Raw genomic sequence first — 13,934 nt, 5'->3', positions numbered from 1 at the left:
ATCAATTCCATATATGGCAAACATTCGTAACGATTTTACCATATAATATTATATAATTCCATATTTTTCGAAAAACAAATAGAGAGCAAATGCAATAAGCATCTTTTTCAGATGTATTTCTTCTTTAAATTTGAATATATGATTTTGGATTTTCTGATAAATAAGTGAAACAGGGATATGTTCCCTCCACTTTCTGAAATAAGGATTAGGTCATAGTTGCACTGGTTTACCTTCTGTTTTGACAAAAAATAAACAAAGGGGTAGTAAGAGAGTATAAAAATGCGCCACATTAGGGATTTTTTCGAAGATAAATTGAGCGAATATGAAATAACAGGTTATTTTTAAAAACGTTCAGCCAACGTTAAAGCGCAAAATATATCCAGATTTATTCTAGCCTTAAAAAGTTACCGTATGAAGGGATTTATTACGGTACAACGACTCAAGTACACAGCAGCATAACGGCTATCACTTTATGTGATTCATAAGCTTAACCACGAATCGATGGAGACGAAGGACCTATACCTGAAACGAATGATTATTCCAATGGGCGTCTAATGGTTCCATTCGTGAAGGGAGTTTCTCTTTTCCTGGAAATAGCCCATAGTTTTTCCAGATATCACATCCACTTAAAAACAAAAAACGAAGACATCCGCTGTCTTCGTCTTGTGCGCTACCGGTGAGCCGTCTGCCAGTCAAATCCGATGGTGTCATCATTCCACGGGATTCTTTTTTCGTCAGGCTGATCCGGATTGTAGGACATTGTCGTGAAATAAATAATGGTCAGCGGGGTTTCGCCCAGCACTCTGTACCCGTGTGCGACGCCTTTGGGAATGAGAAGGAGCATCGGATTGTCTTCTCCCATGTAGTAGACATCCGTTTCTCCCTTGGTTGCCGACTCTTCGCGAAGGTCATGCAGCACGACCTGGGCGTGGCCCGTCGGGAAAAACCACAGGTCATCCTGTTTCTCATGATAGTGAAACGCTTTAATGACGCCGGGATAGCTTTTGGACCAGGAAGCCTGCCCGAAACGCTCTAAGAGATGTTCATCGTCACGGACGAGTTCTGAGAAAAAACCCCGGTCATCGCTGTGTTTGATCAGCTTTTTAATTTTTACGCCTTCGATCACTTGCACTGTCCCTCCCTTTGTAAATAATCCTGCAGCGCTTCCCGCCAATGCCTCATGCCGAGCCCCTGCCGTTCAATCGACTCAAGGCTCAACACCGAGTAAGCGGGGCGCGGCGTCTCATTTCCGTATTCCTCCGTCGTGACGGGCAGCACGGCGGCGGTTCTGCCGCTTTCTTCAAAAATAGCCTTGGCAAATTCATACCAGCTGCACACTCCGCTGTTTGCGGCGTGGTACAAGCCCGGCGGCCTGTCAAACAGACCGATCACCGTTTCGGCTAAATCCTTTGTGTACGTCGGTGCGCCGACTTGATCGTTAACGACACGAACCTGATCATGTGTATCCGCAAGTTTCAGCATCGTATTGACAAAGTTGTGCCCGCCGCTGCCGTACACCCACGACGTTCTGATAATGGTGTGGTTTTTTCCCGTTAACCGGATCAGTTCTTCGCCGAGTTTTTTGCTTTTTCCGTAAATCGTGCCCGGATCTGCGGGATCATCGGTCTGGTATGGCCGTGTTCCTTTGCCGCTGAAGACGTAATCGGTGCTGATGTGAATGAATTTCGCGCCGGTGTTTTCAGCCTCAAGCGCGGCATAATAAGCGCCGATTCCGTTTATTAAATACGCTTTGTCGAGCTCCGTTTCACATTTGTCAACGGAGGTGTATGCCGCCGTATTGACGACGATATCCGGCTTGTAATGGCTGAACGAGTGCCGCACCGAACGCTGGTCGGATATGTTCATCATCGCTTTTGTCAAGGCGATCACTTCATACCCTTCCCGCTTCAGCTGGCGGCATAACTCCCGCCCCAGCTGACCGGCCGCTCCGGTTACTAATACCTTCGTCAATCGGATCCCCTTCTTTCCGATTAGTCTTGGCTGTCTGTATACCAGCGAATGGTTCTTCTCATTCCTTCTTCAAATGTGACGTCCTGCCGCCATCCCAGCTCATTTTTCAGCTTTGAAGCATTGATGGCGTAACGGCGGTCATGCCCTTTTCTGTCTTCGACATGAGCAAACCGTTCCTCGACACCGAGCTCCTTCATGATAAATGACGCAAGCTCTTTATTCGTCCGTTCATTTCCTCCGCCGATATTGTAAATTTCGCCGAGTGTTCCTTTTTCCAGCACGAGCTTAATGGCGCGGCAATGATCTTCGGCAAACAGCCAGTCTCTGATCTGCATCCCGTCGCCGTACAGCGGAACCGGCGTGCCGTTTACAGCATGCCTGATAATGGTCGGAATCATTTTCTCGTGGTGCTGGTACGGCCCGTAATTGTTGCTGCATCTCGTAATGATGGCAGGAAGCTTATGGGTTTTCACATAAGACATGACAAGCAGGTCTGAGCTTGCCTTGCTGGCGGAATACGGATTGTTCGGAGAAAGCGGCGTCGTCTCTGTAAAAGCGGGATCATCCGGCGCCAAATCTCCGTACACCTCATCTGTGGAAATGTGAATCAGCCTGCCGGCTTTTCCCTGTAACACCGCGTCCGCCAGTCGGTATGTGCCCATCACATTTGTTGTGATGAACGGCTCTGCCTGATTTATGCTTCTGTCCACATGGGATTCAGCCGCAAAATGAATGACAGCGTCATACATTTGGGAAAAGACTTTGTCAATGTCCTCTTTTTCAGAAATGTCACCTTTGATAAAACGGAAACGGCCGTTCTTTTTTAAGGCTTCTATTTCAAGCGGCCTGCTTGCATACGTGAGATTATCCAGGACGGTAATCTGCGCATCTGTTTCTTTCAGCATCATCTTTGTGAAGGTAAGGCCGATAAATCCGGCGCCCCCTGTAATTAAATATGATTTTGGCATGATTAATGCTCCTGTCCTTTCTGTAATGCCTGATGCGCCAGGCTTCCGGCGAGATAGAGCGATTCATGCGTGCCCGCATCCACCCACCAGCCCGTTAACACATCATACGTCAGCTCACTGTGTTCAATGTATAAATTATTGACATCCGTAATTTCCAGTTCGCCGCGTTTTGAAGGAGAAATTTGTTCAATATAAGAAAACACTTCTGCGTCGTACATGTAGATCCCCGTGACGCATAGTCTGGTCGGCGGCTGCTCCGGCTTTTCAATGATCGACTTGATCCGTTTGTTTTCCTCATCAATCTCGGCGATGCCGAAGCGCTCCGGATCGTCAACTTCTTTCAGCAGCACTTTCGCTCCTTTTCCCTGCTTTGCGAAACGCTCCGTATAAGGTTTTAATGAATCTTCAAAAATATTATCTCCCAAAAGCAGAACGAACGGATCGCGCCCGGTAAACCGCTTTGCGTATGATAAACCGTCGGAAATGCCGGATGCGGCTGGCTGAACCTGATATGTGATTGAGACGCCGAGCTCTTCTCCGGTTTCGAGAAGTTTATGAAATTGCGGAATATATTCTTTTTGTGTAATCAGCAAGATATCCGTAATCCCCGCTTCTTCCAGCTTCATGATCGACCAGTAAATCATCGGATATGGACCGACAGGGAGTAAATGCTTATTGACCGCTTTTGTCAGCGGCATAAGGCGTGAGCCGGTGCCTCCGGCTAAGATAACACCTTTCACATGAACACTTCCTTACGTGTGGTTTTATCACAAATCATAAAGAATCGCCGCCGCCCGTTTGATGCCCCTGCCGTCAACCAGCGGCTTTCCGTTTTGATGAAGTCCGGTCCGCATCGGATAATCAGCGGCCAGCTCAGACATATGCCGAGCGAGCACGTCCGCCGCGGTGTGTTCTCCCAGGCCGAGATGAACGGCGGCGCCCCGTGCGGCGAATTTTTCAGCCGTCTCAGTTTGATGCTCCACTTGAGAAAGTACGATGCAGGGCACACCTGTACAAATGGTCTCATATAAAGTGATCCCGCCGGACACGACGGCCATATCAGTCCTCGTGAGAAGCGCGGCCATGTCATTTGTCTGCCTTACCATCTCGGCATAAGGCATTTGTGTGAGATGCGCGCGCACGTCATCAGCATGAGGCGCCGCGCCGCCCATGACGATGATCACTCGTTTCCGCTGAATATCAGGGATGCGGCGGCATGCTTCCATCACTTTAAAGACAAGCTTCTTCGGGTCACTTCCTCCTAAAGAGACCAATATGGTCCGGCATTCTTTTCTCAGCTGATAGAGCTGCTTTGCTTTTTCAAAACCCGGATGAAGAATCATATAATCCGGGCCTTCATATACCGCGGCGCTGCCCATTTGAACCGTCCGGCTTTTCAGCCCGCCGTAAATGCCGTTTATAACGGCATCGCATAAATGAATGACATGTTCCCTCTTTTCTTCAAATAAGACGATACGAGCCGATGAATGCTTTTTGATTTCCTCCAGCCAGTCACACGGCATATCGAGCAGATCGAATATGAGAAGGTCGGGAGCCCGCGTGTTTATTTCCCGGACAATAAATTCCTTCTGTCCCTTGTCAGGCTTGATGATCACTTCCCATTGATCAGATGACAGATAAGAAGAAGCCTCTTTATTTGTATAGAACGTTATTGAGCAGTTGTTCTTAATGGCACCGGCAAGCAGCTTCATCCGAACCACGTGCCCCATGCCGATGTCACGGCCCCCGTCCGCGAAAATCAAAACCCGCATGCTAATCAGCCTCTTTTTGCCGGATCATTTGATTAATAGCCCTGAGCTCCGGATCACGATTCAGCAGATGGATCAATTCTTTTGCCGGAATATCAGGACGCGAGCCCGCTTTTACGTACAGCTCGCGGGCCAGCCTGTAGTCCTCTTCTGTATCGACGGTCATCCGCAAGTGAGGAGCCCGGAGTTCCTGCGGGGGCTCAGGAAAGAGAAGCCGGTACCTCTCAGGAGATTCTCTTATTAAAAGGGTGACATGCTCCTGATATTTGTCCGCCAGCGTTTTGTCCGCATTGATCTCCGTTAAAAGGCGCGAGTTCACCGCCTCGCCGCCGATCCCGAGCGGTGTACCGCAGATATACGTGTAGTCTGCGTGCTGATCTAAATGCGATTGAATCAGAAAATCAAGCAGCGAAGGGTCGACAAACGGGTTATCCCCCGTCAGCCTGACTGCGATGTCCGGTTTTACTTGTTCGATGACTTGTGCAAACCGGTCAAGCACACGCTGTTCGCTGCCGCGGTGCACACGGTAACGGTTGCTGAGGCAGTGCGCAGACAGAATGTCGTCGGTCTTGCTGTCAGACGCGGCGACGATCAGATTATCCCGTGATTGATCGTAAAACGCACTTTGACGAACCCTTTTGACAATCATATCGAGGATCGTATACCCGCCGATCGGTTTCAGCACTTTGCCGGGAAGACGCCCGCTTCCCATCCGCGCCTGAATGATAAACAAAATGTCAGTCATCATATGGGCTGCCTTTCGTCAAAAGGTCATCCCAAGTGATGCCCGTGTCGGCGGGGATATCCCTGACCGCACGCACGCCGTCAGTTAAAAGCTCAAAATATCTCGGGTGAAGCCCCTGCGGTTTTTGGCCGGGACGAAGGACGGCAAGGTTTTCCGCCGTAAAACATTCGCCTTTTTGAATCGGCGCTGTTGAAAAAATGCCTCTGTAAGCGAACCTTCTGATATCCCCTTCAATCGGTGTCGTCGTTTTATGGGAACTTCCCGACAGCACTTCCGGCACCGGAGCGTGATGCCCCTGCCGCAGCTCCGCTTCAACTGAGCGGATCGCCGCAACCATTTCTTTTAATTCATCCGGATTGAGGGCGAAGGAGTGATCAGCACCGGGCAGGTTTTTATCGATCGTAAAATGCTTTTCAATCAGTTTCGCTCCGAGCCTGACAGCCGCGCACGGCACATCATACGGATGGGCGCTGTGATCGGAGAAACCGATCACTGCATCCGGGAATGCGGCGGCAAGCATGGGAATGACGCTCAGATTGCTGTATTCAGGCGGTGCGGGATATTTCGCCACACAATGCATGATCGCAATTTCTTTGTTCCCCTCGCCGGTAATGGTTTGATAAGCCTCCTGAATATCTGAAATATCAGCGCCCGCGGTGGAGAAGATAATCGGGGTCTTCAGCCCCGCGACATATTTCAATAACGGCAGATGGTTCAGCTCGTAGGAGGCGATTTTAAAAGCTGAAGGGGAAGTCGCATACAGTAAGTCGGCAGAGCCTTCGTCACATACCGTGCTTAAAAACAGCACGCCTTTTTTCTTACAATATTCAAGCAGCGGTTCGATCCACTCAGCGGGCATTTCCATTGATTGCACCAAAGAAAAAATAGAGACGTTTTTTCCCGCAGCTGTTTTGTATAAGCCGGGGTCTTTCTGATACATTTTGTCAGCCTGAAACATTTGGAACTTGACCGCGTCCGCGCCGGCCTCACTGGCCGCATCTATCAATTCAAACGCCTGGCTCAGTTTTCCGTCATGATTAATTCCGGCTTCGGCGATGATGAATACGGGCGAACCTTCGCCGATTGACTTCGTTCCGATTTTGCATGATGCCATCAGTCCGCCTCCTTCCCGGGCCACACATGATAGTAGTAATAGGACGCATCCGCTTTAAATCCCATTCTTTCATACAGGCGGACGGCTCTTACATTGTGGAGCTGCGTTCCCGCTGATACAGTCTTATGCTGAAAACGCAATGATTGTTCAATCACGTGCGCCGCTAAATGGTATCCCGCTCCTTTTCCTTCAAAGCCCGGCTTTACCGCCATCAGATCAAGGACGAATTCATCGCCTTTAGACAGCCCCTGAACAAAGCCCGCGGTCTCTCCCTTATATTTGGTGAGGAATTGTAACGAAGCTCTTCCTTCCGCGTTATTCCGCGCCCACTCTTCAAACAGGCGGTTTGCACTTTCATAGCTGAGATGGGGGTCTTGATAATACCTGCTTTTTGTAAAGGCGTCGCGGGCCAGCCGGCTGATCGCTTCCGTGTCGCCGGGTCCGGCTTCTGTAATCTCAAACGGCGGCGTGCTGTTATATACACGCACCGGACTGACGAGCTTGAGAAGACTCCCTACAAAATAAGCGTTCGGAAGCTGCTGCACGACCTGCATCGCGCCGATATCTTCAGCCGGTATTTTAATAAATATAAAATCAGTGCCGTCCGCCCGCCTTGCCGCGTAAAATTCCTGAAACAGCCTTTTGAGCTGTCCGGTGCTGTTTGCGGCTGCAAGCTTCACATTGATGATATTTTTTCGGAACAATTGACTTTCCCACGAAGAGTTTTCATATAAAATCACGCCTTGAAGGCTGTTTTCTTCCAATAAACAGAGCGACGATTCATAGGCTTCCGGATGAATGCCCTTCTGATGCAGGAAGGCATGAATCATGTCCTGCGCAAGATTTTCCCTCAGTCTGTACACCTAATCAGCCCCTTTGACGATATCCGTAACGGCTGCAATGACGTATTCAACGTCATCATCTGTCATTGACGGATAAAGAGGGAGTGATACGGTGCGGTGATAATACGCGGCCGCGGCCGGAAAATCAGTTTCCTTATATCCGTACGTTTTTTGATAATACGGATGGAACGGAACCGGAATAAAATGCACACTTGTGCCGATATTATATTGGTCTTTCAAAGCGGAAATCAGATCGTTCCGGCTGATCCCGGCCTCCTGCTCCTCTATTTGAAGAACATACAGATGCCATGCATGCCGCCCGTCATCACTGACATACGGGACGGTCAGCCCTTTCATGTCTCTGAAAGCGTCCTGGTAGCGGCTTGCAATGTCAGCCCTTCTTTGCTGCATGCTGTCAATCCGTTTCAGCTGATGAAGCCCAAGCGCTGCCTGAAGATCAAACATATTCATTTTATAGCCGGGCGTTTCGACCTCGTAGTACCAGCTTCCGTTTGAAGAATAGCGGTTCCACGCGCCTTTGCTCATGCCGTGAAGGCTGAGCACCCTGATCTGATCGGCAAGCCCGTCATCGTCCGTCGTCAGCATGCCGCCTTCACCGGTTGCCAGGTTTTTTGTCGCGTAGAAGCTGAATGCCGTCGCATCACCGATTGATCCGATCATTTTCTGTTTATAAGTGGTATACACGGCATGTGCGGCATCCTCTAAGACAAATAACTGATGCTTTTCGGCAATGGCCAGAATCTGATCCATATCACACGACTGGCCGGCGAAATGAACGGGTACAATCGCTTTTGTCCGCGGGGTGACGGCCGCCTCAATTTTTTCAGGGTCTGCATTCAGCGTAAGCGGATCGATGTCAACAAACACCGGAACGGCGCCTGTGTGCACGATTGTATTGGCTGTTGAACTGAACGTCACGGCAGACGTGATGACCTCGTCACCGGGACCGATCCCTTTCGCTTTCAGGGCCAAAAACAAAGCGGCGGTACATGAGTTCAGCGCGATCGCGTGCTTTGCCCCCGTCCAGGCGGCAAAGGCTTTTTCAAACGCCTCTACTTTCGGTCCCTTTGAAAGCCAGCCCGATTCAAGCGTATCAATAACCTCCTGAATTTCGTCCTTCCCGATCATGGGCAATGAATAGGGAAGAAAAGCTGATCTTTTTTGCACCATTTTTTTTGCGCTCCTATCTTTTTTATGAAGGGTCAACCCGTCTGAAGCTGACTCCGGTTTTTTCCTGAAGCACTTGACATAAAGCGGCAAGCGAATCCTGAACCGGGTAGTTCGCGGCGACAAAAGCACGGCGCGCCTGTTCCGCTTTTTGATATGCTGCGGGGCTTTCGCATATCCGGATTAATTCCTGAGCGAGTGCCTGCGGGTCCTCAAAGACAAATTCTCCAAGTGAATGATAATAAGGGTATCGGCGGGTTCCCGCTGATTTTCCGATCAGCACGGGCTTTTGAAACAGCATCGCTTCAAGACCGACCGTTGATGTCTGTGTCACCGCAGCGTCAACATACGGGAGAATATCATACAGCTCCATCTCTTTTTTGATGATTTTGCCTGCTTTATATTTCCGCAGCACCTGATTGTAAGCATCCAGCTTGTTTTTGCCGATTTCCCACGGATGAGGTTTAATAATGAGCTGCATGTTCTTTTGGCCGGCAAGCTCTTCAAGCACTCCCGTATAAAATTCATCAGAAAACGGCTGCGTGGCGATCAGCACCGTCCGCTGTGACGGGAGAAAAGAAAGTTTGCGGTAAAACGTGTCCCGATCTATCGGCTCTCTTGAGAAAATCTCGTCGAAACGGGGATGCCCCGTGATGATGATTTGTTCCTCCCTGCAGCCTTTTGCTTTATACCACTCCGCTTCATAAGCCCCGAATACGGCCTGATAGTCCGTAAATACGGGCAGAAACGCTTCATCTCCCATGAGCGCTCCGTGCTGCAGACAGATGCTGACGGCGTTTTTTTTCGCGGACATCAGCGCCAGCACACGGCTGTAAATATCCTCCGTCGTGCCGACTACAACGGCGGAAATCTTCTCGGCCGTAAACAAAATATCAACGGCGTCAATCGCTTCAATAAATAACGGGATGTCTTTATACAAACGTTCCTGAAATTCTCTGTTTCCGAAAGCGGGATGGCTGTGAAGCTCTTTCAAAATGGAATGGGCTTTTTCAATATAAGGGACGGGATTCCCTTTTTGTCCCATTTCCGTCAGCTCCAATTTGCAGATAACGGGCAGCCCATGATGGTCAGGCAGACTCCACCTGGCCAGTACCGCTGTTTTTGCCGGATCAAACTGCCGGTAATTTCCCTCGGTGAACCGAAGATGATCGAAATGCAGAATGACTTTTCCGTTTACCGGTTTCTCATCTGTTTTCTTAATGTTTTGCCTTTTTTGATCATAATAAGGCTGAATACCGGCTTCAGGAATATGCTGATCCGCCGGACCGAAAAGCTCTGGGTTCTGCTCCATGCTCTCCCGAAGCGCCGGACTGATATATTGATAAAAATTACTGATCAATGCGAGCGGGATGTCTTTGTAGCGAAGTGACTGAAAAAGGTCAATATACTGCCGGTACAGCACCCAATAGTTCGCTAAGTATGCCGACAAGCCCTCACCCCTTTCCAAGCTTTTTTAATGATTCCCTCAGCTCCCGGCACGTGGTCTGCTGCGGAAGGCTGTTCACAAACTCGTTTTTCTCCGCCGCGAAAAGCTGATAATGGATGGATTGATCGGTAATATAATTGATATCAAGCTCCTCAGAAATCGGGTAAAACGGATAAAAATGATTCACTCTCCAAAAGAAACGGGCGTCACCGATACGGTAAAACGCGGGGCTTTCATCCCAATAGGAACCGAATGCCGATTTGACCTGTTCCAGCACGGAAAACCGGTGCATGACCGAACAATGGTCAATGGCGCACGGCGCGTTCCACACGATCCGTTCGGCGGGCCTGGCCGTCTCCTTCACCGTCTCTTTCCGCTGATTCAGATGATAGGTTTTGGAACTTGAATACACGACGGCTTTTTCCGGGTCTTCATCAAGCTCTTTCACCATTTTCTCAAGCCGTTCCGGCACATACGTGTTGTCGTCGGTCGCATACGTCACGTACTCGCCCTCCGCCATTTCTATTGCCTGATTAATCAAAGCGGCGTAGCGTGTTTTTTCCGTTCTTTCTTTGACGCCCGATACATCGCTTTGATAAAACCGGACGCGGTCATCCGTGAGAAAAGGACGTATTTCCGCCAATGTCTCTTCATTTGAGTTGTCATCCATAATGAACAGTTCAAAGTCTGTAAACGTCTGAGACAGAATACTTTTAATAGAGCGGGCCACATAGTCACTTTTGTTATAGCTCGTCATGATCACTGACACTTTAGGCAACTCGTCACCCCCTTTTCGCACCTGAAACTACCGCTATCATATGTTCCTTATGCGGAAGATGCGCTAGGAATACAGACTATTATGTGAAAAGTCAGCATTGCGCACACAAAAAAAGCCGGCTCTGATGTCCGGAAACATTGGATCGTATTTTCTTTTTTCGCATAAATCTTTCTTTGGGCTCATATGGTGGAATAGATAAAAACAGCAGCCGCTCTGTCGGCTGTCTGATACTTGTCAGGAGGTTTCAGCATCAAGAGGTTTTCATCAAAGGAGGAACAATATGAAACCGAAAAAGAATCAATATCAGCAAATGCAGGGGATGGGGATGGGAATGGATATGCAAGGATTCCAGCCGCAGCTCGGGCCTAATCCTTATCCGCAGCCTCAGGGCCAAGGATCACAAATGATGCCGATGCAGCAGCAAATGACAATGCCGATGCAGCAAGGCCAGCAGGGCTTCGGCGGGGGGTTCCCCGGCCAGCCGCAGCAGCAGGGCGGCGGCAGCTTTCAAATCCCGTCAGGTCCATCATCGTCACAAAACGTTCCCGGCATGCTGCCGATTGAAGAGTCATACATTGAAAATATTCTGCGGTTGAACCGGGGCAAAACGGCGACGATTTATATGACATTTGAAAACAGCAAAGAATGGAATTCAAAGATTTTCCGCGGTGTGATTGAGGCGGCGGGACGTGACCATATCATCATCAGCGATCCGAAAACGGGCACCCGCTATCTGCTTCTGACCATTTACCTTGATTACATCACGTTTGATGAGGAAATCGCTTATACTTATCCGTACTCCATGTCTTCTTATTCTCCGAGATAAATCAAAAAGCCAATCGCTCACTTGACAGAGGATTGGCTTTTTTTCTTTATAAATATTTGACGGCCGCGACGATAATCATAATCCAAGAGATGATAAACGCCACGCCGCCGAGCGGTGTAATCGCGCCGAGAATGGAAATCTGCGTCACGCTCAATACGTACAGGCTTCCTGAAAACAGAACGATGCCCGCAAACATCAGCCAGCCCGCGACAGAAACACTGCCTGCGCCAGAAAGCTTTTCGGCCAAAAACGCGACAGCCAGAAGACCGAGCGCGTGATACATATGATATTGCACGCCTGTGTGCCACACCTGCAAATATTTATCGGGGATTTTCCCTTCAAGCCCATGCGCGCCGAAAGCGCCCAGCGCCACGGCCAATAAAGCGTTAATCGCACCAAGAATAATAAACACTTTCATCTATTTTTCTCCCGCCTTTTCGTTAAAGTTTCCAATTCAATCATAACCCAACATCGGCAAAATTCAACGTCCGTCATCCGATGACACGAGATTGTCGGATTTTTTCTTTTTGATAAGCTGGATTCGGTCAATCGCTATCGCCAGCAGCGTCCCGAGCACAAGGCCGTTGCTTAAGAGCGAAATCAGGATCGGATGCATCCCTGATAACGCGCTCTCCGGCACAAACATTACGCCGACCCCCGTGAGGAGCGCCAGACCGATAATGGAGCGGATTCGTTTTTGCTCCGCTTTCTCATAAGAGTCAAACTCTGTAAAGGCAAGACCCGCCATCGTGGAGAAAACGACGAAGTTTACCGCAAAGCCGACCGGTGAGGGCAGACTCGCAAACGCATTCATAAATAGCGGGATCATACTGATGATCATGACAAATACACTTCCCAAAAGAAACGGCTTTTTCGAAGGAAGCTTCGTCGTCTCAATAAAACCGGCCGCCCCTGAAATCGGCACAGGCGCTATGCCCCCTGACAGCCCGCTCAAAAGGTGGCTGATCGAAGCCGCAAACCCTGCCGGACGCTCACGCCGTTTCCCAACGGTGCCGCCGAATTTTTTCACCGCCGCTTCTACAACCCGGATGCTCGCGAGCATGTTGACAATCAAAAGCACGGTAATGAAGAGTGACGTAATGATCAAGCCGCTGTCAAACACGGGTTTTCCAAACGGAAAAAGAACCGGCAGCTGAATCACGCGATCCGGTATCTGAATCGGTTTGGCAGCGCCGAAGACGGCGAATAAGATCCATCCGCCGGCAAGCGAAAGGAGAATCGCATACTGTCTTAAGAACGTAACATTCGATCGGGACATGATGAACATCGCCGCCGTCACAACCATGGCGAGCCCGAATACAAGGCCGTCGACGCTGTTTTTTAAATAGCCGATGCCCAAAAGGCCTTTCACAATCGGCTGACTCAGCTGCATGACCAACAGCAGCAGATACACACCGGTCACAACCGGCGTAAACAGCACGGCCAGCCGTTCAATCACTTTAAAAAGGCTGAACAAAAAGAAAAAGACAGCGCTTAATAACAGCGCCCCCTGCAGCGCCCGCAGCGTCTCGCCGAATGTCGCAAACACCGTGCCCGTCAGTCCGCCGTAAATCGTGTATACGCCCCACCATAAGCCTGCCGGGCTTTCATTAATCGGCAGACGATGTCCCTGGAGACATTGGATGACCGCAGCGACGCCAAGCACAAAAAATGTGCTCTGAATCAATGCGGCAGAATCGGCATGGTTCAAGTGAAATGATTGTGCGATGGCGACAGGAACTACAATCGCAGCCGCAATCATAAATGCCGTCCATTGCAAACCCCCGAGTATCAGTTTCAAGTCAATCAACCTCTCCTGTTAAAAATCGAAAATGGAATCCCCGTTTCCGTCTTCCTCACGTTCGTCTTTCGCTTTTTTCTGATATTGGTTCAGCCCGGCGCTGCCCATCATTTTTTCAAGCAGCAGCGGGTCTGTCGAAGGAGACGCGGAAGGTTTCGGCGCCGCTTTCGGAATCGGATTCTGCACAGGCGCCGGAGCGGTGTGCGTCTGAGTGCCGAGCACGACATCACACAGAGAGCGGATGGCGGCCGCGTGCATTTTGACCTCCTCGGTGCGGGTCGCCGTTTTCGCCTGCCTCAGTTCTTCTTCCATCTTCTGAATTAAAGCAGAGATATGTATGTTCATGAGTAAATCCTCCAGCAGTAATTTGTCTTCTTCCTGCATTTTATCAAATTTCTGAGCGAATCGCAGAATGGAGTTTGTTATTTTTTCTGACGGCATACCGCCCGGAACATCAAAAAAGACGCTTCCGCCGGGCGGAAGCG

At 49.6% G+C, this 13,934-nt stretch carries 15 protein-coding genes; 1 reads left to right on the top strand and 14 read right to left on the bottom strand.

The window, feature by feature from the left end; genetic code table 11:
- Positions 1-670: 670 nt before the first annotated feature.
- From ACWJJ4_RS01640 to ACWJJ4_RS01590, 11 genes are read right to left on the bottom strand one after another with little or no spacing between them, the layout of a single operon-like run.
- Positions 671-1,126 (bottom strand): dTDP-4-dehydrorhamnose 3,5-epimerase family protein, encoded by a 456-nt coding sequence (locus ACWJJ4_RS01640; protein ID WP_003150986.1) that lies wholly within the window; start codon positions 1,124-1,126, stop codon positions 671-673.
- The gene (gene rfbD / locus ACWJJ4_RS01635) at positions 1,123-1,971 is read right to left on the bottom strand and encodes a dTDP-4-dehydrorhamnose reductase (RefSeq protein WP_024085934.1); all 849 of its coding nucleotides are present in this window, start codon (positions 1,969-1,971) and stop codon (positions 1,123-1,125) included. Before rfbD ends, ACWJJ4_RS01640 begins: the two co-directional genes overlap by 4 nt.
- A 20-nt stretch (positions 1,972-1,991) precedes the next feature.
- Positions 1,992-2,939, bottom strand: coding sequence for a dTDP-glucose 4,6-dehydratase (gene rfbB / locus ACWJJ4_RS01630; protein WP_014306044.1), 948 nt, complete (start codon positions 2,937-2,939; stop codon positions 1,992-1,994).
- Between the two features lie 2 nt (positions 2,940-2,941).
- On the bottom strand, positions 2,942-3,679 hold the full coding sequence (locus ACWJJ4_RS01625) for a sugar phosphate nucleotidyltransferase (protein ID WP_003150981.1): 738 nt from the start codon (positions 3,677-3,679) through the stop codon (positions 2,942-2,944).
- A 27-nt stretch (positions 3,680-3,706) separates the two neighbouring features.
- The gene (locus tag ACWJJ4_RS01620; RefSeq protein ID WP_454021379.1) at positions 3,707-4,711 is read right to left on the bottom strand and encodes a PseG/SpsG family protein; all 1,005 of its coding nucleotides are present in this window, start codon (positions 4,709-4,711) and stop codon (positions 3,707-3,709) included.
- 1 nt (position 4,712) lies between these two features.
- Positions 4,713-5,453 (bottom strand): cytidylyltransferase domain-containing protein, encoded by a 741-nt coding sequence (locus ACWJJ4_RS01615; protein ID WP_454021378.1) that lies wholly within the window; start codon positions 5,451-5,453, stop codon positions 4,713-4,715.
- Positions 5,446-6,567 (bottom strand): N-acetylneuraminate synthase family protein, encoded by a 1,122-nt coding sequence (locus tag ACWJJ4_RS01610; protein WP_102422053.1) that lies wholly within the window; start codon positions 6,565-6,567, stop codon positions 5,446-5,448. Before ACWJJ4_RS01610 ends, ACWJJ4_RS01615 begins: the two co-directional genes overlap by 8 nt.
- Positions 6,567-7,430 carry a GNAT family N-acetyltransferase gene (locus ACWJJ4_RS01605; protein WP_454021377.1) on the bottom strand — a complete coding sequence of 288 codons (864 nt, stop codon included), beginning with the start codon at positions 7,428-7,430 and terminating at the stop codon, positions 6,567-6,569. Before ACWJJ4_RS01605 ends, ACWJJ4_RS01610 begins: the two co-directional genes overlap by 1 nt.
- The gene (locus ACWJJ4_RS01600; protein ID WP_166705909.1) at positions 7,431-8,600 is read right to left on the bottom strand and encodes a DegT/DnrJ/EryC1/StrS family aminotransferase; all 1,170 of its coding nucleotides are present in this window, start codon (positions 8,598-8,600) and stop codon (positions 7,431-7,433) included. It abuts the gene before it with no gap.
- 22 nt (positions 8,601-8,622) lie between these two features.
- Entirely contained in the window at positions 8,623-10,047 is a 1,425-nt protein-coding gene (locus tag ACWJJ4_RS01595; RefSeq protein ID WP_326355049.1) for a capsular polysaccharide export protein, LipB/KpsS family, read from the bottom strand.
- 4 nt (positions 10,048-10,051) lie between these two features.
- A complete protein-coding gene (locus ACWJJ4_RS01590; RefSeq protein ID WP_024085938.1) occupies positions 10,052-10,822 on the bottom strand; it encodes a glycosyltransferase family 2 protein in 771 nt (256 codons plus the stop codon).
- 280 nt (positions 10,823-11,102) lie between these two features.
- Between ACWJJ4_RS01590 and gerQ the strand changes: the two genes are divergently transcribed.
- Positions 11,103-11,648 carry a spore coat protein GerQ gene (gene gerQ, locus ACWJJ4_RS01585; RefSeq protein ID WP_003150971.1) on the top strand — a complete coding sequence of 182 codons (546 nt, stop codon included), beginning with the start codon at positions 11,103-11,105 and terminating at the stop codon, positions 11,646-11,648.
- Between the two features lie 46 nt (positions 11,649-11,694).
- On the opposite strand, the gene ACWJJ4_RS01580 is transcribed toward gerQ, so the two are convergent.
- The 3 genes from ACWJJ4_RS01580 to ACWJJ4_RS01570 form a co-directional block, all read right to left on the bottom strand.
- The gene (locus tag ACWJJ4_RS01580; protein WP_003150969.1) at positions 11,695-12,066 is read right to left on the bottom strand and encodes a DUF423 domain-containing protein; all 372 of its coding nucleotides are present in this window, start codon (positions 12,064-12,066) and stop codon (positions 11,695-11,697) included.
- Between the two features lie 63 nt (positions 12,067-12,129).
- Entirely contained in the window at positions 12,130-13,449 is a 1,320-nt protein-coding gene (locus ACWJJ4_RS01575; protein ID WP_003150968.1) for a purine/pyrimidine permease, read from the bottom strand.
- An 18-nt stretch (positions 13,450-13,467) separates the two neighbouring features.
- Complete coding sequence (locus ACWJJ4_RS01570) at positions 13,468-13,890, bottom strand: YwdI family protein (protein ID WP_015387535.1); 423 nt, start codon at positions 13,888-13,890, stop codon at positions 13,468-13,470.
- Positions 13,891-13,934: the final 44 nt, after the last annotated feature.

This window comes from Bacillus sp. JK62, from assembly GCF_053663455.1.
The sequence above is the reverse complement of the archived record's forward strand: the minus strand, read 5'-3'. Positions and strand labels throughout refer to the sequence as shown.